This window comes from Streptomyces sp. NPDC031554 (assembly GCF_055580685.1).
Map to the genome: position 1 here is coordinate 243268 of NZ_JBVIKX010000006.1, position 18783 is coordinate 262050.

General features: G+C 72.9%; 17 protein-coding genes. 3 read left to right on the plus strand and 14 right to left on the minus strand.

What is annotated here, in order from left to right:
• Positions 1-269 precede the first annotated feature (269 nt).
• A complete protein-coding gene (locus ACZ5FU_RS18430; RefSeq protein ID WP_451781327.1) occupies positions 270-2081 on the minus strand; it encodes an ABC transporter permease/substrate binding protein in 1812 nt (603 codons plus the stop codon).
• Positions 2059-3156 carry a quaternary amine ABC transporter ATP-binding protein gene (locus ACZ5FU_RS18435; RefSeq protein WP_451781329.1) on the minus strand — a complete coding sequence of 366 codons (1098 nt, stop codon included), beginning with the start codon at positions 3154-3156 and terminating at the stop codon, positions 2059-2061. Before ACZ5FU_RS18435 ends, ACZ5FU_RS18430 begins: the two co-directional genes overlap by 23 nt.
• 216 nt (positions 3157-3372) lie before the next feature.
• Here ACZ5FU_RS18435 and ACZ5FU_RS18440 point away from each other — a divergent pair, with 216 nt between their 5' ends.
• Together ACZ5FU_RS18440 and ACZ5FU_RS18445 are read left to right on the plus strand one after the other, a co-directional pair.
• Complete coding sequence (locus ACZ5FU_RS18440) at positions 3373-4302, plus strand: 5'-3' exonuclease (RefSeq protein WP_451781346.1); 930 nt, start codon at positions 3373-3375, stop codon at positions 4300-4302.
• 101 nt (positions 4303-4403) lie between these two features.
• Positions 4404-5249, plus strand: a complete 846-nt coding sequence (locus ACZ5FU_RS18445) for a siderophore-interacting protein (RefSeq protein ID WP_468646753.1) — start codon at positions 4404-4406, stop codon at positions 5247-5249.
• A 211-nt stretch (positions 5250-5460) separates the two neighbouring features.
• Here the strand turns inward: ACZ5FU_RS18445 and ACZ5FU_RS18450 are convergent, their stop codons facing one another.
• Positions 5461-6042, minus strand: coding sequence for a GNAT family N-acetyltransferase (locus ACZ5FU_RS18450; RefSeq protein ID WP_451527920.1), 582 nt, complete (start codon positions 6040-6042; stop codon positions 5461-5463).
• A gap of 69 nt (positions 6043-6111) precedes the next feature.
• On the opposite strand from ACZ5FU_RS18450, the gene ACZ5FU_RS18455 reads away from it, so the two are divergent.
• The gene (locus tag ACZ5FU_RS18455; protein WP_468646754.1) at positions 6112-7077 is read left to right on the plus strand and encodes an RluA family pseudouridine synthase; all 966 of its coding nucleotides are present in this window, start codon (positions 6112-6114) and stop codon (positions 7075-7077) included.
• Here ACZ5FU_RS18455 and ACZ5FU_RS18460 read toward each other — a convergent pair.
• The 11 genes from ACZ5FU_RS18460 to ACZ5FU_RS18510 form a co-directional block, all read right to left on the minus strand.
• Positions 7071-8657 (minus strand): cytochrome P450, encoded by a 1587-nt coding sequence (locus tag ACZ5FU_RS18460; RefSeq protein ID WP_451781331.1) that lies wholly within the window; start codon positions 8655-8657, stop codon positions 7071-7073. The genes ACZ5FU_RS18455 and ACZ5FU_RS18460 overlap by 7 nt on opposite strands.
• A 101-nt stretch (positions 8658-8758) precedes the next feature.
• Complete coding sequence (locus ACZ5FU_RS18465) at positions 8759-9379, minus strand: GTP-binding protein (protein WP_451527917.1); 621 nt, start codon at positions 9377-9379, stop codon at positions 8759-8761.
• Entirely contained in the window at positions 9360-9758 is a 399-nt protein-coding gene (locus ACZ5FU_RS18470) for a DUF742 domain-containing protein (protein ID WP_451527916.1), read from the minus strand. Before ACZ5FU_RS18470 ends, ACZ5FU_RS18465 begins: the two co-directional genes overlap by 20 nt.
• Positions 9755-10162, minus strand: a complete 408-nt coding sequence (locus ACZ5FU_RS18475; RefSeq protein WP_356563317.1) for a roadblock/LC7 domain-containing protein — start codon at positions 10160-10162, stop codon at positions 9755-9757. The genes ACZ5FU_RS18470 and ACZ5FU_RS18475 overlap by 4 nt, the downstream gene beginning before the upstream one ends.
• Positions 10159-11781: an ATP-binding protein gene (locus ACZ5FU_RS18480; protein ID WP_451527915.1), complete on the minus strand. Its 1623-nt coding sequence runs from the start codon at positions 11779-11781 to the stop codon at positions 10159-10161. Before ACZ5FU_RS18480 ends, ACZ5FU_RS18475 begins: the two co-directional genes overlap by 4 nt.
• Before the next feature lie 855 nt (positions 11782-12636).
• A complete protein-coding gene (locus ACZ5FU_RS18485; protein ID WP_451781332.1) occupies positions 12637-15489 on the minus strand; it encodes a DEAD/DEAH box helicase in 2853 nt (950 codons plus the stop codon).
• A gap of 129 nt (positions 15490-15618) precedes the next feature.
• Positions 15619-16563 (minus strand): twin-arginine translocase subunit TatC, encoded by a 945-nt coding sequence (tatC, locus tag ACZ5FU_RS18490; protein WP_451527913.1) that lies wholly within the window; start codon positions 16561-16563, stop codon positions 15619-15621.
• Positions 16564-16610: 47 nt separating this feature from the next.
• A complete protein-coding gene (tatA, locus tag ACZ5FU_RS18495) occupies positions 16611-16904 on the minus strand; it encodes a Sec-independent protein translocase subunit TatA (RefSeq protein WP_451527912.1) in 294 nt (97 codons plus the stop codon).
• 261 nt (positions 16905-17165) lie between these two features.
• The gene (locus ACZ5FU_RS18500) at positions 17166-17360 is read right to left on the minus strand and encodes a hypothetical protein (RefSeq protein WP_366061381.1); all 195 of its coding nucleotides are present in this window, start codon (positions 17358-17360) and stop codon (positions 17166-17168) included.
• Between the two features lie 20 nt (positions 17361-17380).
• Positions 17381-17674 carry a hypothetical protein gene (locus tag ACZ5FU_RS18505; protein ID WP_468646756.1) on the minus strand — a complete coding sequence of 98 codons (294 nt, stop codon included), beginning with the start codon at positions 17672-17674 and terminating at the stop codon, positions 17381-17383.
• Complete coding sequence (locus tag ACZ5FU_RS18510; protein WP_451527910.1) at positions 17671-18771, minus strand: helix-turn-helix transcriptional regulator; 1101 nt, start codon at positions 18769-18771, stop codon at positions 17671-17673. Before ACZ5FU_RS18510 ends, ACZ5FU_RS18505 begins: the two co-directional genes overlap by 4 nt.
• Positions 18772-18783: the final 12 nt, after the last annotated feature.

Genomic DNA, 18783 nt, shown 5'->3' on the forward strand with positions numbered 1-18783 from the left:
GATCATCCGCGGGCGGTGCCGCTTCCTGGTGTCCTTCGGTTCAATGCCCGGCGTCCCCCTGGTGTTCCCGTGCCGTTCGCGCGGCGTGATCCGGCTGGTGGAACGGCCGGCGCCGGCGGCCGGACGACCGCCGGTCCGGGCCCGGACGTGACGCTGCGCGGTTGGCCGGATCCGTGCCGTGCGAACGGCGGCGCGGGGCGGGCCCCGGCCACGTCTCGCGGACGTCTGCCGGGGCCCGCCCCGCGCGGGACGGCCCGGGTGCTGTCAGGTCACCCGGCCGCCCTGCTCTCCCGCCCCGCGCCGTCGACCGGTGCCCACCGGTCGAGCAGGCCGGGGTTCTCCTTCAGCCAGGCGCGGACGGCGTCCTGCTCCTTGCCCTTGCCGGACTTCTGGATCCGCGCCTCCAGACCGGTGAGCTGCTCCTCGGTCATGGAGAAGTCCTTCAGCCAGGCTCCGACCTCGGGGTGGTCGGCGGCGAAGCCCTCGCGGGACAGGGTGTGCACGCCGTCGCCCTTGCCCCACGCGCCCCGGGGGTCCTTCAGCTTCTTGAGGTCGTACTCGCTGTAGGCCCAGTGCGGCGACCAGAGCGTGACGACGATCGGGGCCTTCCTGGCGTACGCCCGCTTCAGCTCGGCGAGCATCGCCGGGGTCGAACCGTCGACGACCTGGTAGCCGTCGAGGCCGTACTCCTCGACCACCTTGTCCTTGAGCAGGCCCATCATCCCGGCGCTGGGCTCGATGCCGGTGATCCGGCCGCCGAACTCGGCCGACCTGGCCTTCAGGTCGGCGAGGGTGTTCACGTCCTTCATGTACGCCGGGACGCTCAGCTCCAGGGACGTGGGGCCGTACCACGTGCCGAGGTCGTCGAGCCGGTCGCCGTACTTCTTCCAGTACTCGGCGTGCGTGGTGGGCAGCCAGGAGTCGGTCTGGAAGTCGATCTGGCCGGTGGCGAGGCCGGTGTAGAGCGGGCCGGCGGCGTACTGGGTGGTCTTCACCTCGAAGCCGCGTTCCTCCAGCAGTTCCTTCCACAGGTAGGTGGAGGCGATGCCCTCGTCCCAGGGGATGTAGCCGATGGTGATCTCCTCGCCCTCGCCGACGTTCGCGGCGGAGGCCTCGGCGGTGCCGGAGTTCGAGCCGAAGACGCCCATGCCGCCGGCGACGAGCGCGAGGACGACCACGCCGACCACGGCCACGGCCGGGCGGGGACGGTGGCTCCACACGGTGGGGCGGGCCTTGGCGGCGGCGCGGCGGCCGAGCGGGGAGATGCGGGTGCCCAGGGCGCCGGTCATGCGGTCCAGGTAGATGGCGAGCACGACGATGCCGAGGCCGGCCTCGAAGCCGAGCCCGATGTCGAGCCGGCCGATGGCCTCGTTGACGGAGCCGCCGAGGCCGCCGGTGCCGACCATGCCGGCGATGACGACCATCGACAGGCCGAGCATGATGACCTGGTTGACGCCCGCCATGATCGTGGGCAGGGCGAGCGGCAGCTGGACCCGCCAGAGGGTGTCGCGGGGTGTCGTGCCGAAGGCCTCCGCGGCCTCGACGAGTTCGGCGTCGACCTGGCGGATGCCGAGCTCGGTCATGCGCACGCCGGGGGCGAGCGCGAAGATCAGGGTGGCGATCACACCGGCGGGCACGCCCATGCCGAAGAAGAGGATCGCGGGGATCAGCAGGACCATCGACGGCATGGTCTGGAGCAGGTCCAGGACCGGCCGCAGGGCGGCGCTCACGGTCTTGGAGCGGGCCGCCCAGATGCCCAGCGGGACCGAGATCACCAGGGCGATCACCGTGGCGACCAACACCAGCGACAGGGTGGACATCGCCTCCTCCCACAGGTCGAGGGAGTCGACGAGCGCGAAGCCGGCGAAGCCGAGGACGCCCGCGACCAGGCCGCGCAGCCACCAGGCGAGGACGGCGAGGATGCCGGCGAGCAGCAGGGGCTCGGGGGCGGTCAGGACGGCGTCGATGCCGTCGTACATGCCTTCGACGACCGCCTTGACGGCGTCGAACAGCCAGGACATGTGGGTGACGAGCCAGTCGACGCCGGAGTCGACCCAGTCACCGAGGTGCAGCCTGGGCACGGGCGGTCACCTTCCCCTCGTCGCGCGGGTCGGCGCAGGCGGCGGGCTCCCCGTGCTCGTCGCCGAGGAAGCCGACGAGACGCCGGCGCGGGACCACGCCGACGAGTTCGCGCCGCGCGTCCACGACGGCGACCGGGTGCGCCGTGCGGGCGCTGAGCGCGCACAGTTCGGTGAACGGGGTGTCGGGGTCCGCGGTGGCGCAGCCGCAGTCGGCCTCGTCGCCGCGGACGGCGGTGTCCATGACGGCGGACGCGGTCAGCACGCGGGAGCGGTCGACGTCCTGGATGAAGGAGGCGACGTAGTCGTCGGCCGGGCGGACGAGGATGTCCTCGGCGGTGCCGTTCTGCACGATGCGGCCGTCGCGCATGACGGCGATGCGGTCGCCCAGGCGCATGGCCTCGTTGAGGTCGTGGGTGATGAAGACGATCGTCTTCTTCAGGGTCTTCTGGAGCGTGAGCAGCTGGTCCTGCATGTCACGGCGGATCAGGGGGTCCAGCGCGCTGAAGGACTCGTCCATCAGGAGCAGGTCGGCGTCGGTGGCGAGGGCGCGGGCGAGACCCACCCGCTGCTGCATGCCGCCGGACAGCTCGTCCGGCCAGGACTTCTCCCAGCCGGCCAGACCGCACAGCCGCAGGGCCTCGCCGGCGCGCTCCTCGCGTTCGGCGCGCGGGACGCCCTGCACGGCGAGGCCGTAGCCGGCGTTGTCGAGGACGCTGCGGTGCGGGAAGAGCGCGAAGTGCTGGAAGACCATGCTGATCTTCCTGGCGCGGACCTCGCGCAGTTCGCGGTCGCCGAGCGCGGTGAGGTCCTCACCGTCGAAGAGGACGCGTCCCGCGGTGGGCTCCAGCAGTCCGTTGAGCATGCGCAGCAGGGTGGACTTCCCGGAGCCGGACAGGCCCATGACGACGAAGATCTGGCCGGGGTCCACGGTGAAGGAGGCGTCGATCACCGCGGCGGTGGTGCCGTCGGTCCGCAGCTCCTCCCGGTCGGCGCCGTGACGCAGTCGCTCGACCGCCTCGTCCTGTCGTCTGCCGAACACCTTGTAGAGGCGGTCGGCCTGAAGCCTGGAGGACACACATACCTTCTCGGGTCGGGGGCAGGGGCGGGAGCGGCGGGGCCGGGGTGCGGCCCGCCGGAGACAACATCAGTTGAATGTGCAACCGGCGCCGCTCCGACGCGGCACCTGCCCAGGGCCGACATGGGCAAACACGCCCGTGGGCCAGTTCACAGACCCTTCACACCTGCCACGCGAGTGAACCGCGGCGGCTCCCCGGCGGGGAGGTGCGGCATGATGCGTGGCGTGACCGGACGACTGATGCTCCTCGACACCGCCTCGCTGTACTTCCGCGCCTACTTCGGCGTCCCGGAGTCCGTGAAGGCCCCGGACGGCATGCCGGTGAACGCCGTGCGCGGGCTGCTGGACTTCATCGACCGCCTGGTCAAGGACCACCGGCCCGACGACCTGGTCGCCTGCATGGACGCCGACTGGCGGCCGCGGTGGCGGGTCGACCTCATCCCCTCCTACAAGGCGCACCGGGTCGCCGAGGAGCACGGGGCGGGCCCGGACGAGGAGCAGGTGCCGGACACGCTCGCACCGCAGGTGCCGGTGATCGAGGCGGTCCTGGACGCGCTGGGCATCGCCCGCGTCGGCGTCGCCGGCTACGAGGCGGACGACGTGATCGGCACCTTCACCGCACGCGCGAAGGGCCCGGTCGACATCGTCACCGGCGACCGCGACCTGTACCAGCTGGTGGACGACGCGCGCGGGGTGCGGGTGCTGTACCCGCTGAAGGGCGTCGGCACGCTCCAGACCACGGACGAGGCGTGGCTGCGCGAGAAGTATGGCGTCGACGGGCGCGGGTACGCGGATCTGGCGCTGCTGCGCGGCGACCCGAGCGACGGCCTGCCCGGCGTGCCGGGCATCGGCGAGAAGACGGCGGCCAAGCTGCTGGCCGAGTTCGGCGACCTGGCCGGGATCCTGGCGGCCGTCGACGATCCGGCGGCCAGGCTCACGCCCACGCAGCGCAAGCGGCTCGACGGGGCCCGGCCCTACCTCGCCGTCGCGCCGAAGGTGGTCAGGGTCGCCGACGACGTGCCGCTGCCGGCGGTGTCGACCCGCCTCCCGCGTGCCGCGCGGGAACCCGCGGTGCTGCGGGAACTGGCGGAGAGCCGGGGGCTCGGCGGGTCGCTGCAGCGGCTGCTGGACACGCTCGGCGGGTAGGCGCCGGCCCCGCGGGCGGCCGGCGGCCCGCGGCGGCGCACCACGACGGCGCGAGGTGCTAACTTAGGCAAACCTAACCAACAGAGGCTTGGGAGGCCGTCATGGCAGAACGTCCGGCACGGAAGCCGCGGAAGCCCCATTCCGCGCAGGTCGTCCGCACCGAGCGGCTCACCCCCCACATGCAGCGCGTCGTCCTCGGCGGGGAGGGGCTGGCCGAGTTCACCGCCGGCACCTGCACCGACCACTACGTGAAGCTGCTGTTCGGGCCCGCGGGCGTGACCTACCCGGAGCCCTTCGACCTGGAGCGCATCCGCGCGGAGTTCCCCCGTGAGCAGTGGCCCGTGACGCGGACGTACACGGTGCGCCACTGGGACACCGAGCACCGCGAGCTGACCCTGGACTTCGTGCTGCACGGCGACGAGGGCCTCGCCGGACCGTGGGCGGCCCGCGTCCGGCCGGGCGAGACCGTCCGTTTCCTGGGCCCCGGTGGCGCCTACGCCCCCGACCCGGCCGCCGACTGGCACCTGCTGGCCGGTGACGAGAGCGCGCTGCCCGCCATCGCGGCGGCGCTGGAGTCGCTGCCCGCCGGCGCCGTGGCACACGCCTTCATCGAGGTCTCCGGCCCCGAGGAGGAGCAGAAGATCGACTCCGACGTGGAGGTCGTCTGGCTGCACCGCGGCGAGCGTCCGGTCGGCGAGCGGCTCGTGGCGGCCGTCCGCGCGCTGGAGTTCCCCGCGGGCCGGCTGCACGCCTTCGTGCACGGCGAGGCCACCTTCGTGAAGGAGCTGCGCAAGCTGCTGCGGGTCGAGCTGCAGGTCCCCCGCGAGGACCTGTCGGTCTCCGGCTACTGGCGGCTCGGCCACGACGAGGACGGCTGGCAGGCCGGCAAGCGGGAGTGGAACGCGCGCGTGGAGGCCGAGCAGGAGAACGCCGCTCCAACCGCCTGACACCGTGGCGGCTGCCCGCGTCGGGGCGGTCCTCCGTCCCCGACGCCGTGCCGCGGCACGAGGCGCCGCGCGGTCGCACGGACCGGCAGGCACGGCCGTGCGGATCGAGAGCCGCACGGCCGCCGCGGCGAACGCCGGCGGACCGCCGTCACGGGCGGGGTCCGTGTCCCGGACGAGGGCGGTGACCGTCGAAAGGCCGGACCGGGACCGGTCAGTCGCCCCGCACCCGGGCGTGCAGGTGCATGTCGTGCCAGCCGTCCTGGTGGAGGCCCGCGCCGCGTTTGGTGCCCTCCAGGAGGAAGCCGGCCCGGGCGGCCACGCGGCAGGAGGCCTCGTTGGACGTGGCGTGCAGCAGTTCCAGGCGCTGGAAGCCGATCTCGTCGAGGGCCCACCGCGCCAGGGTGCCCGTGGCGCGGGCGGCCACCCGCCGGCCCCGGGCGGCCGCCGTCGTCCAGTAGGCCACCTCGGCCTCGCCGTCGCCGAGTTCGATGCAGCGCAGCGCCACGCGTCCGCGCAGCGCGTCGGTGTCCGCGTCGACGACGGCCCACTGGGCGGTCCGTTCCCCGGCCCACTCGGTCCGCCACTCCTCGATCCAGCCGGTGACCTCGGCGACGGAGTCGGCGGACCGCAGGTGCCACCGGTGCAGCAGCGGGTCCTGGAAGGCGGCGTGGACGGCGGGTGCGTCCGTGGCCCGCCAGGGCCGCAGGAGGAGGCCGTCGCCGGTGGACAGGACCGGCTGCGGGGACAGGGCGAGGGTGCCGGCGGGCAGGACGGGACCGGTCAGGAAGGGCATGACCGGCATCCTGCCCACCGGGCGGGAGCCTGCCAACGGGTTTTCGCGGCGGCCGTAGGGTGGATCCCGATGAGACGCCGCACCCCTCCCCCGCCGTCCCCCCTCCCGCAGCGCGAAGGGGTCGATCCGGTCCGGGTGCGGCTGCCGGGCGGCGGTCACTGGGCGACCGTGCGGGAGCATCTGGCGGAGCGCTTCGGCCCGGAGCGGGCCGGGGCCGTGGACGCGCTGTTCGCGGCGGGGCGGGTCGTCGGGGCCGACGGGCGGGCGGTGGCGGCGGACACGGCGTACGTGCCGGGGACGTTCGTCTGGTTCCACCGGGACCTGCCCGCCGAGGAGCCGGTGCCGTTCGCGCTGGAGGTCGTGTACCGCGACGAGCACGTCGTCGTGGCCGACAAGCCCCACTTCCTCGCCACCACACCGCGCGGCGGCCATGTCACCGAGACCGCGCTGGCCCGGCTGCGGCGGGAGCTGGAGCTGCCCGCGCTGGGCGCCGCCCACCGCCTGGACCGCCTCACCGCGGGCCTGGTGCTGTTCACCGTGCGCCCCGAGGAACGCGGCGCCTACCAGGCCCTGTTCCGCGACCGCCTGGTCCGCAAGGTGTACGAGGCCGTCGCTCCGTACGATCCGGGGCTGGCCCTGCCGGTGACCGTGCGCAGCCGGATCGTGAAGGAACGCGGGACGCTGACCGCCCGCGAGGTGCCGGGCGAGCCCAACGCGGTCAGCCGGGTCGAGCTGGTCGGGCACCGGCCGGACGGGCTCGCCCGCTACCGGCTGGTCCCGCTGACCGGGCAGACACACCAGTTGCGGGTGCACATGAGCGCGCTGGGCCTGCCCGTCCTCGGTGACCCCCTCTACCCCGAGGTGACCGCCCCCGGACCGGCCGGCGACTTCCGGCGTCCGCTGCAACTACTGGCGCGGGAGCTGGAGTTCACCGATCCGGTGACGGGGGTGGAGCACCGGCTACGGAGCCGGCGGACGCTGGCCGCCTGGTCGGCGCCCGACGGCCGGGGCGGCGGGCGCACCGGGGGTCAGTAGCCGCGCCACCAGTCGAGGAGGCGCCGCCAGGCGCTCGGCCGGCGGACCGGTTCGGAGGTGCGAGCCGGCGCGGGCCGGGGCCGGGACTCCGGCTGAGGCCGGGACTCCGGCCGGGGCTGCGGCTGGGACCGGGGCCGGGGGACGCCCGCCGGCCGGGGTTCGGCGGGCGGCGGCAGGCGGGTGGCCGGAGGCGGGGCGGCGGGTACGGCACCGGGCGCCGAGGTGGCGCCGGGGGTCACCGGGACGATCGGACGCGGCGGCGGGAGCGCACCGTGGGACGGCCTGACCATGACGTCCTGCGGGGACTTCGGCTCGAAGCGGACCGGCAGCTCCATGAGGTGCCGCGAGGCGATCGACGTCGTCCAGCGCAGGTCCTCCTCCGCGCAGGCGAGCTGGACGTCCGGCAGGCGGGTGAGCAGGGCGTCGACGCCGACGTCGGCGATGGCGCGCCCGATGTCCTGGCCGGGGCACTCGTGCGGGCCGCCGCCGAAGGCGAGGTGGGCGCGGTTGCCCTGCATGCCGGCGGACAGGTCGGGCCGGACCCGCGGGTCCACGTTGCCGGGAGCGGGGGCGAAGAGGAGGCCGTCGCCCCGGCGGATGCGCTGACCGCCCAGTTCGGTGTCCTGCTTGGCGAAGTAGGCGAAGACGGTGCTGAACGGCGGCTCGTCCCACAGGGACTGCTCGACCGCCTCCGGCACCGTCATCTGCCCGCCGTTGAGCCGGGCGAGGAACCGCGGGTCGGTGAGGACCATCCGCAGGGCGTTGGAGAGCAGGTTGACCGTGGCCTCGTAGGCGGCGAAGAGCACCAGCCGCAGGTGTTCCCGCACCTCGTCGTCGGTGAGCCCCGCCGGGTCCAGCACGAGATGGCTGGTGAAGTCGTCCTGGGGTGCGGCGCGGCGGCGGGCGGTGAGCCGGTTCAGCGCCTCCATGACGTAGGTGTGGCTGGCGATCGCGGTCCCGGTGCCCTTGAGCGCGTCCCGGGCGGCGTGGACCATGCGGTCGTCGTACTCCTCGGGCATACCGAGGACATGGCACATCACGGCCATCGGGAGGTGCTCGGCGAACTGGCCGACCAGCTCGGCGCGGCCCCGCTCGCAGAAGCGGTTGACCAGGCGCTGGGTGGACCGGTAGATGTGCCGGCGCAGGCTGCGGTCGTCGATGGTCGCCATGGCGGCGGTGACCGCGCCGCGCAGCCGCTTGTGCTCCTCGCCCTCGGCGTGGGAGCAGATGGGCTGCCAGGCGATGTGCGGCATGAGCGGGTGGTCGGGCTTGACCGCGCCGTCCACCAGGGGCGTCCAGATGCGGCTGTCGCGGCTGTACTGGGAGGGCGTACGGACCATGTGCATGTTCTCGGCGTGGCCGAGGACCACCCACATCGGCACGTCGTCGTGGAGCAGTACGGGGGCCACCGGGCCGTGTTTCTCGCGCAGTCGCTCGTAGAGGCCGTCCAGGTCCTCCGCGCCGGGCCCGTAGAGCCGGTGCAGTCCGCCGGGGCCGCGGCCGTGCGCGGGGCAGCCGGGCGGCGGGGCCGGGGCCAGGTCGTGCGGACCGGTCGTCGTCGTGGGGTGGTCAGGCGTCACTGGGTCGCTCCGAAAGGGGTCCGGAAGGGGCCGGGAAAGGGGTCCGGAAGGGGCCGGGGAAGAGGTCCGGGAGGGGCCGCAGAGGTCGGGCCGGGCGGGCGTCAGGTCAGGCTGCCGGTCCGCACGAGGTCGTGCAGGAAACGTGTCAGCGTCATCAGCACGTCGCGGCTGGAGGCCCGGCGGCGCACGTCGCACTCCACGATCGGGATCTCGGGCGGCAGGTCGAGGGCGCCCCTCAGGTCCTCCAGCGGGTAACGGGGGCCGTCGGGGAAGGAGTTGACGGCGACCACGAAGGGCACGCCGCGTTCCTCCAGCCGGCCCATGACCTCGAAGCTGACCTCCAGGCGGCGGGTGTCGACCAGGACGACCGCGCCGAGGGCGCCTTCGAACAGGCCGTTCCACAGGAACCAGAACCGCTCCTGGCCGGGGGTGCCGAAGAGGTAGAGCACGACCTGGTCCGTGATGCGGATGCGGCCGAAGTCCATGGCGACGGTGGTGGCGGTCTTGCTGTCGGAGCCGTAGTCGTCGTCGACGCCGATACCGGCCTGCGTCATGGTCTCCTCGGTGGTCAGCGGCTTGATCTCGCTGACCGACCCGACCATGGTCGTCTTGCCGACGCCGAAGCCGCCCACGATGACGATCTTGGCCGCCGCCGTGGTGGTCTGCGGCAGGTGGTCCTCGGCGCGTGGGCCGGGGAGGGTGTCAGAGCCGTTGAAGTCCATGCATCACCGCTTCGAGGAGGGAACGGTCGGGGAGGTGCTGCCGGACGATCGGGGCGCGCGCCTGGACGAGTTCGGCCGCCAGCATCTCGGTGAGCAGCACCGTCACCACGCTGAACGGCAGGCCGAGGTAGGCCGACACCTCGGCCACCGACAGCGGGGCCCGGCACATCCGCAGCACCGCCGACTGCTCGGGGGCGGCGGAGGAGAGCGGTTCGGCGCGCGCCACGATCAGGGTGACGAGGTCGAGCGGGGCGCGTTCGCCGTCCGGGCCGGTGATGATGTACAGCCGTTCGGGGTTCTTGCCCTCCCCTTCCTTCGGCTCCTTCGGCGGGGGCGGTTCCGGGGCGGGGTCGCGCCGCCGGCGTTGCGGAGGCGTCATACGCTCTGCCCGTTCCGCCGGGGCGGGCTGGTCAGATGGGCCCCGATCCGCACCACGAGGTCGCGCATCATGGCGCTCATCCGGCCGGCCTCGCAGCGCACGTCGGCGAGGACGGCGAGGTAGGCGTTGGCGCCGGCGGACATCATGTAGAAGTAGCCGCCGTTCAGCTCGATCATGACCAGGTTCATCTCGCCGTCGCTGGAGTGGATCTCCTGGGCGACGGCGTTGGCCAGGCTCTGGAGGCCGGCGCAGGCCGCCGCGACCCGGTCGGCGGCGTCGGGATCACCGGCGTAGCGGGCGATGCGCAGCCCGTCGGCCGAGAGCACGACGATCATCTCGATGCCCGGAACCCCGTCGTACAGTTCCTTGAGCAGCCAGTCGAAGTTTTGGCGCTGCTGGATCACGTGAGGTCCCCTTCGTCGTCGGCCTCGAGCCCGGTCTTGTCCTTGAGCAGATGCAGGTATGCGGTGGGGTTGCGGGTGAAGTCCGTCGGGTGGTGCCCGGGAGGGGCCTCCTTCTTCAGGCCCTCCCAGAACGCCTCGAAGGCGACGCCGGGCTCCTGCCGCTTGACGCCGGGCTCGGGTTCGGGCGCGGGCCGTGCGAACGGGTCCGGCTCGCCGGCGCGTGCGGCCGCCTGGGCGGCGTACGCCTCGCGGTAGCGCTGGCTGATCGGGACGGTGGTCTTGCTGCGGCGCTGCGGCAGGCCCTTGTCGGTCCACTCGGTGACCTCGGGCACCTCGTCGTCGTCCAGGGAGACACCCGCCGGGATCCTCGGGTTGGTGGGGCGGCGCCTCTTCGGAGGCCGCTTCGGGCCCTCGATGTCGCCCAGGTCGATCTGGGGTACGGCGGTGGCGCCGATGCCGTGGGCGAAACCGGGCGCGGGGTCGGAGGTGACCATCTCGCTCGGCGCGATCAGTACGGCACGGACGCCGCCGTAGGCCGAGGTGCGCAGGGAGACCTGCATGTCGAACGCCGTGCAGAGGCGGCCGACGACCGCGAGCCCGAGGCGCGGGGTGCCGCCGACGTCCTGGATGTCGACACCGGCCATGGCCTGTTCCAGCATGTGCTCGGCCTTGGCGCGGGCCTCCGCGCTGAGGCTGACGCCGGCGTCCTCGATCTCGATCGCGATGCCGGTCTGCACCTCTACGGCGTTGACGTGCACCTTGCTGGTGGGCGGCGAGTAGCGGGTCGAGTTGTCGAGGAGTTCGGCGAGCGCGTGGATCAGCGGCTCGACGGACAGGCCGCGGATGTTGACCTTGGCGATGGAGTCGAGCTGGATGCGGCGGTACTCCAGGATGCGGGACATGGCGCCGCGCAGCACGCTGTAGAGCGGCACGGGCTGGGGCCAGTTGCGGCCGGGGCGGCCGCCGCCGAGCACGCCGATGGAGTCGGCGAGCCGGCCGATCAGGGCGGTGCCGTGGTCGATGCGCAGGAGGTCGTCGAAGACCTCGGGGTTGCGGCCGTGGTCCTCCTCCATCTCCCTCAGTTCCGCGGCCTGCTGGTGCACGATGGCCTGGACGCGCCGGGCGACGCTGACGAACGAGCGCTGGGCGGAGTCGCGCAGGGCCTCCTCGTGGTCGACGATCTCGAGGATCGTCTTGACCACCTTGCGCTGCCCCTCGCCGAGTTCGCGGTAGTCGGCGTCCACGTCGGTGAAGTGGAGCATCACCTCCCGGGGCGAGTTGCCGGCGCGCAGCCAGGCCACCGCCTGGGGGACGAAGAAGTCGGCGAGCCGGAGGTTCTGTTCCTCGTGGCCGGCGACCCGGCGCTCCAGGTTCGCGATCCGGCGGTCCTTCTCCGCGCGCAGTTCCTCCAGTCGACGGCCGCGACGCGCCGACTCGGTGCCGGCGAGGACCACCAGGAGGCCGGCGACGGCTCCGCAGACGCCGACGGCCGTCCGGGCCGGGGCCGCCACCAGGGCGACGGCCGCTCCGGTCGCCGCGGCCATCACTGTCGCCGGCAGCAACACCGTCCGGATGTAGGCCAGTTCACGGCGACCGGGTGGGGACTGAACACTCACCATGTGGGCACCCTCTGTAGGGGATCTGTCGGCATCATCGGGACATCGGGAACAAGCGCACGAATACGCCTCAAGCCGGTGCGCCGCGGGCGAGCCTAGTCCGACCGGATCATCGCCGCTTCGTATTCGGCAACCGCCTGAAACCACACCCGTACCTGGAGTAACCTCGGGCGTTTCGCACGCTCGGAATTCGTTCGCACACACCGAGTGACGACGAACGTGCGTACGGAACTCTTCACCTGGACAGGTGAATCAGGGGGTGCGGGGCTGCCGCGGGGCACCCTCGGGACGCGGGGTCACCGTGGGGTGCCGTCAGCGCGAAGTACGGTGCGGGGAAAGGGAGATCAGGCCCGCCGTCCGAGCTCGGCGCCGACCGGCCGACGACCGGGTCCGGACACCGATCGCCCCCGCGTACGCACCGTGCCGTCGTACGCGTCGTACGCGTCGTGCCGACGTCCCCGAAGTACGCGCGGCCACGGCTCCTCCGTGTCGCGGACCCGCCCCGGGTCCTGCGGGCGGCCTCGCCGGCATCCGGCGTCCCGTCCCCGCGGACGAGTGCGGCGGCCCGGCGGCGGGGCGGAGCCGCCGGGCCTCCCGACGACGGGGCCGGGCCGGGGCCGGACGGCGCCCGCGCACGCGGTCGGTGCCGGGGAAGGCGCTCACCGGAACGGGCGCCGTGCCCGCCGTGCGGCCCCGGTGACGGACCGTCGACGGAGCCCCGCCGCCGTCCCACTCAGCGACGTGGCGCCTGCGCTCGGGCGGGCGGTACCCGTCACGGGCCCGGCCCGCTCGGGCGGCGGCACAGGTGCGGCCCCGGCCGGAGCCGTCGCCCCGGCCGGGGCCGCCGTCCGCTCCCGCTCAGCCGACCGACGAGTACGCCACGACGCCCCGCAGCAGCGCGTCGACCGCCTTGCGGGCGTTCCTCGCCACCGACGAACTCTCCGGGGGCGCGGCCGCCGCGATCTGTCCGAGGACGTCGATGACCTGCTTGCACCAGCGCACGAAGTCCCCGGCCGGCATCTCGACCTCCCGCAGGACCTCGTCGAGGCCCTTGCCCGAGGCCCACATGTGGGCGGCCCAGGCGAAGCCGAGGTCGGGCTCGCGCTGGCCGACGCCCTCGGTCTGGCTGATCCGGAAGTCCTCCTCCAGGGCGTCCAGCCGGCCCCAGATCCGCACCATCTCGCCGAGCGCGGTCTTGGCCCTGCCCGCGGGCAGCTTCGGCGCCATCGCGTCGTCGCCGGAGCGGGCCTCGAACACCAGCGCCGAGACGCAGGCGGCGAGTTCGGCCGGTGTCAGGCCCTCCCAGACGCCGGCCCGCAGGCATTCGCTCGCCAGCAGGTCCAGCTCGCCGTACAGCCGGGCGAGCCGCTTGCCGTGCTCGGTGACCTCGTTGCCGCGCAGGTAGTCCAGTTCGGTCAGCAGGGCCACGATCCGGTCGAAGGTGCGGGCGATGGTGTTCGTCCGGCCCTCGATGCGGCGCTCGAGCTGTGAGGTGTCGCGCAGCAGCCGGTGGTAGCGCTCGGCCCAGCGGGCGTGGTCCTCGCGCTCGGAGCAGCCGTGGCAGGGGTGGGCGCGCAGCGCGGCGCGCAGACGGGCGATCTCGCGGTCGTCGGCGGCCTGGGACCGGCCCCTGCGGGCGCGCTCGGGCGTGATGTGCCCGGCCTTGGTGCGCAGCGCGGAGGCGAGGTCCCGGCGGGACTGCGGCGAGCGCGGGTTGAACGTCTTCGGGATGCGCATCCGCTCCAGCGCCTCGACGGGCACCGGGAAGTCCATCGCGGCGAGCCGCTTGACCTGCCGTTCGGCGGTCAGCACGAGCGGGCGCGGTCCGTCCTGGTGGTCGAAGCCGCGATGGCCGTTGGCCCGGCCGGCGGGCAGGCCCGGATCGAGGACCAGTGCCAGTCCGGCGTACTTGCCGGTGGGCACGTGGATGACGTCGCCCGGCTTCAGCTTCTCCAGCGCCACCGCCGCCTCGGCCCGCCGCTGGGCCGCGCCCTGCTTGGCCAGCTCCGTCTCACGGTCCTTGAGTTCGCGGCGCAGCCGCGCGTACTCCTCGAAGTCGCCGAGGTGGCAGGTCATGGAGGCCTTGTAGCCCTCCAGTCCCTCCTCGTTGCGCTGCACCTGCCGGGAGATCCCGACGACCGAGCGGTCGGCCTGGAACTGCGCGAAGGAGGTCTCCAGCAGCTCGCGCGAGCGGTGCCGGCCGAACTGCTGGACCAGGTTGACCGCCATGTTGTACGACGGCTTGAAGCTGGAGCGCAGCGGATAGGTGCGGGTACCGGCCAGACCGGCCAGGTGGTCGGGGTTCATGCCGCGCTGCCACAGCACGACGGCGTGTCCCTCGACATCGATGCCACGGCGTCCCGCGCGGCCGGTGAGCTGCGTGTACTCGCCGGGGGTGATGTCGGCGTGCTGTTCGCCGTTCCATTTGACGAGCTTCTCCAGCACGACCGAGCGGGCGGGCATGTTGATGCCGAGGGCGAGGGTCTCGGTGGCGAAGACGGCCTTGACCAGGCCGCGGACGAACAGCTCCTCGACGACCTCCTTGAAGGTCGGCAGCATGCCCGCGTGGTGGGCGGCGATGCCCCGCTCCAGGCCCTCCAGCCACTCGTAGTAGCCCAGGACGTGCAGGTCCTCGTGGGGGATGGCGGCGGTGCGCTCCTCCACCAGGGCCCGGACCCGTTCGCGCGCGTCGTCGTCGTTGAGCCGCAGCCCGGCGTACAGGCACTGCTGGACGGCGGCCTCGCAGGCGGCACGGCTGAAGATGAAGGTGATCGCGGGCAGCAGGCCCTCGGCGTCGAGCCGCTCGATGACCTCGGGGCGTCCGGGCGTCCACACCCGCGACCGCTGTCTGCGCTCGCGCTCGCGGTCGGCCTCGCGCATGTTCCGGCCGCGCCTGCGGTCCTGGTACGACGGCCGGCTCGCCTCCATGCGGGCCAGCCGCGCGAGGTCGGGGTTGACGGCCTTGCGGTGGCCCTCGCCCTCCTCGAAGAGGTCGTACATCCGCCGTCCGGCCAGCACGTGCTGGAACAGCGGCACGGGCCGGTGCTCGGAGACGATCACCTCGGTGTCGCCGCGCACGGTGTCGAGCCAGTCGCCGAACTCCTCGGCGTTGGACACGGTCGCCGACAGGGAGACCAGGGTCACCGATGCGGGAAGGTGGATGATCACCTCTTCCCACACGGCGCCCCGGAAGCGGTCGGAGAGGTAGTGCACCTCGTCCATCACCACGTGACCGAGGCCGAGGAGGGTCTGCGAGCCGGCGTACAGCATGTTCCGCAGGACCTCGGTGGTCATCACGATCACCGGGGCGTCGGAGTTGACACTGTTGTCGCCGGTCAGCAGACCGACCTTGTCGGCGCCGTAGCGGCGGCACAGGTCGGAGTACTTCTGGTTCGACAGCGCCTTGATGGGTGTCGTGTAGAAGCACTTCTTGCCCTGTTGCAGGGCGAGGTGGACGGCGAACTCGCCGACGATCGTCTTGCCCGAGCCGGTCGGGGCGGCCACCAGGACGCCCTTGCCCGACTCGAGCGCCTGGCAGGCCTCGATCTGGAAGGGGTCGAGACCGAAGTCGTACATCTCGCGGAAGGAGGCGAGCGCGGTGGCCTGCTCGACAGCGCGCTTACGGGCTGCCGCGTACCGCTCGGCCGGTGAGAGGTCCTCTGTCATCGTGCTTTCCACCGTACCGGGCCGCACTGACAACAGGACGATCATTATCCGGATCCACCGCCGGCGGACCGCTGTCCGCGCAGCTCAGGCCCTCACGGTGCGTCGCCGCCCGGGTGCACGGAGCGGCCGGGGCACCCATGGGCGCCCCGGCCGCGAACGGGTCCGTCCCGGTGCTCAGGTCACGTCGTCGTAGCCGTTGACCCGTTCCGTGCTCGTCTGCCCGGGGAGCGTCCGGCTCGGGGTCACCGCCTCGACCGCGCCGATGTCCTCGGGGGTGAGATCCAGCTCGGAGGCCTCGTCGTCGGCGGGGCCCAGGGCGGCCCGGCGGCGCCTGCGGCGGTCGTTCAGCAGGGAGAAGCCGGTCGCGAAGAAGTAGAGGATCCAGATCGGCCCGGCGAGCGCCAGCATGGTCAGCGGGTCGGTGCTGGGCGTGGCCACGGCGGCGAAGACCGTGATGCCGATGATCATGCCGCGCCACCAGCTCATCATGCGCCGGCCGGTCAGCGCCCCGGTCAGGTTGAGCATGACCAGCAGCAGCGGCAGCTCGAAGGAGAGGCCGAAGACGAGCACCATGCGCACGATGAGGTCGAGCAGGTCGTCGAGCGGCAGCTGGTTGTCCAGGTCCGCCGGTGAGAACTCGAGGAGCACCTTCGCCATCGTCGGCAGCGTCTTGTACGCGAAGAAGGCACCGCCGAGGAACAGCGGGACGCCCGTGCCGACGAACGCGTAGGCGTACTTGCGCTCGTGCTGGTGCAGACCCGGCGCGACGAAGCCCCACAGCTGGTAGAGCCAGACCGGCGACGCGAAGATCACGCCCGCCATCAGGGAGACCTTCAGGGCGAGCGTGAACGGGGTGAGCAGACCGTTCAGGACGATGCGGGCACAGGTGCCGGTGCGCTGCTGCGCCAGCTCGGAGAAGGTCGAATCGCACCCCACCGCGGTCAGGATCGGGTTCGTGAAGAACTCGATGATGTCCTTGTAGAAGAAGGCGGCGACGATCGTCACGGCCACGATGGCGAGCAGCGCCTTCGCCAGCCGGTTGCGCAACTCACGAAGGTGCTCCGCGAGGGGCATACGCCCCTCGGGGTCCTTCTCCTTCTTGCGGGCAGACTTGAGCAACCCACGTTCCCATCTCGTGCGGCGGGCCGGAGGTCACCGGCCCTGCGTCAGCGCTTGGTCGAATCCGTCGGCTCGCTGACCGGGCGCGAGCTGGTCACGTCACCGGGGGAGGCCTGGATGGTGCGCTGAGCCGGCGGCTGCTCGCCGTCGTTGGGCGGGGGCGGGCCGGCCGGGGTGGCCGTGCTGCTGCCGTCGTCCTTCATCGCCTTGGCCTCGCTCTTGAGGATGCGTGCGGACTTGCCGAGCGAGCGCGCCATGTCCGGAAGCTTCTTCGCGCCGAACAGCAGGATGATGACGACGAGGATGAGAATGATCTCGGGGGCTCCGAGCCTTCCGAACATAAGTCTTTACCTTCTCACCGAGGCGGCTGGGTGGGATTGCTGTCCGACCGACCGGACAGTTGTCCGAACGATCGTGCTGTCAGCGATCGTAACGCTCAGGGGTGAACGTGAGGCAATCCCCGTGCGTACTCCCGGTCCGCGTTCCGGGCCTCGTTCTCCGGAGCGCGACCAGCAGCGTACCTGTCCGGGCCGCCGCGACGGGAGGGCGAAGTGTCCCAAAACGTGTTCCGCGCGGGACTCACAGGAGGGCGACAGCGGCCCTCACAGGGTGTCCACGGCGCGGGCCGCGCTCAGGGAGGCCCGCTCCAGGTCCTCCGCGGCCCGGTTGATGCGCTGCGCGGAGTCCGACACCTGACGGCCGAGTCGCTGCGCCTCCAGGAAGACCCGGACGGCGAACACCGCGAGGACGGCGAGACCCAGAAAACCCATGGCTACCGCGAACATCGGCCAGAACATGACGTCGAGCCTAGACCTTCCTACGGAGTGTGCAGCCGCAGGGTCCTGACCCCGCCCCCGGTGAGCAGCTCGACCACCCGCTCCCCGGCCGGCCTGCGCACGGCGGCGTCGCAGCCGGGACAGGTGAAGGAGTAGAAGGTGGTGCGGCGGGAGGCGCCGATGACCAGGCGCAGCGCGCCCGCGGCGAGTTCGAAACGACCGCGGCAGTCCGGGCAGCCGGCCCTGAAGACCACCGGGGCCACGTTCGTCATGCCCGAGAAGGCCGAGGCCACCGAGATGCCCCGCGCACCGGACGTCGTCGCCGACTCGCTCACCGCTGCCGCTCCCGCCCCTCGTCGCTGTGCTCCCGCGCCGGTCCGGGCCGCCCGGTGCCGCCCCGCCCGCCGACGGGATCGTCCGCCCCGCCGTGCCCCGCGGCCCCCGCGGCCTCCACTCCGTCGTACGCCGCCAGCGCCTCGCGGGCCGCGCGGCGGGCGCTGTCGGCGAGGTCTTCGGGCGCCACGATGCGGCCGTCGCGGCCGAGCCGCAGCGCCAGCCGCCGCAGCGAGGCCGGCTCGGGCGTGCGCAGGGTGATGCGCAGGCCGCCGTCGGGAAGTTCGTCGGCGCTGTCGTGCGGGTAGTACTCGGCGACCCAGCGCCCGCCGGGCCCCACCTCGACGACGACCTCCGGGTCCTCGGCGGCGGGCTGGACCAGCCCCTCCGACAGGTCCCGCAGTTCGACCTCCGGCGGCACGGCGGGCTCGTCGAGGATCCTGATCTCGGCGACCCGGTCGAGACGGAAGGTGCGGCGCGCCTCGGAGCGGTGGCACCAGGCCTCCACGTACGTGTGCCCGACGCTGACCAGGCGGATCGGGTCGATCTCGCGCTCGGTGACCTCGTCGCGGGCGGGCGAGTAGTAGCGGATCCACAGCCGGCGGCGCTCGGAGATCGCCCGGTCGACGTCGGCGAAGACCCCGCCCTCGGACTCGAAGGTCACCGACAGGCGGGAGCTGGCACCCGCCGCCTCCCCGGCCGCGGTCTCCACCTTGGCGGTGGCCCGCAGCAGTGCCTGCCGGTCGCTCTCGCGCAGTCCGGGCAGGGTCGCCACCGCGCGGGCGGCCACCAGCAGCGCGGTCGCCTCGTCGGCGGCCAGCCGCAGCGGCTCGGCGGCGTCCGCGCCGAGGGCGGCCGGGTTGTGCCACCAGATCCGCTCGCCGTCGGTGTCGATGTCGAGCAGGTCGCCGCCGCGGAAGCTGGTGCCGCACATGGGCAGCACGTCGAGGTCGGAGACCAGCTCGTCCTCGGTGATCCCGAAGGCGCGGGCGACGTCCTCGATGCGCGCTCCGGGACGCTCCCGCAGATACGTCACCAGGGAGAGCATCCGCCGGGTCTGGTCGATCGCGTTCGCCGGCCTGACCGGTTTGCCTGCCACTGTGTTGCTCGC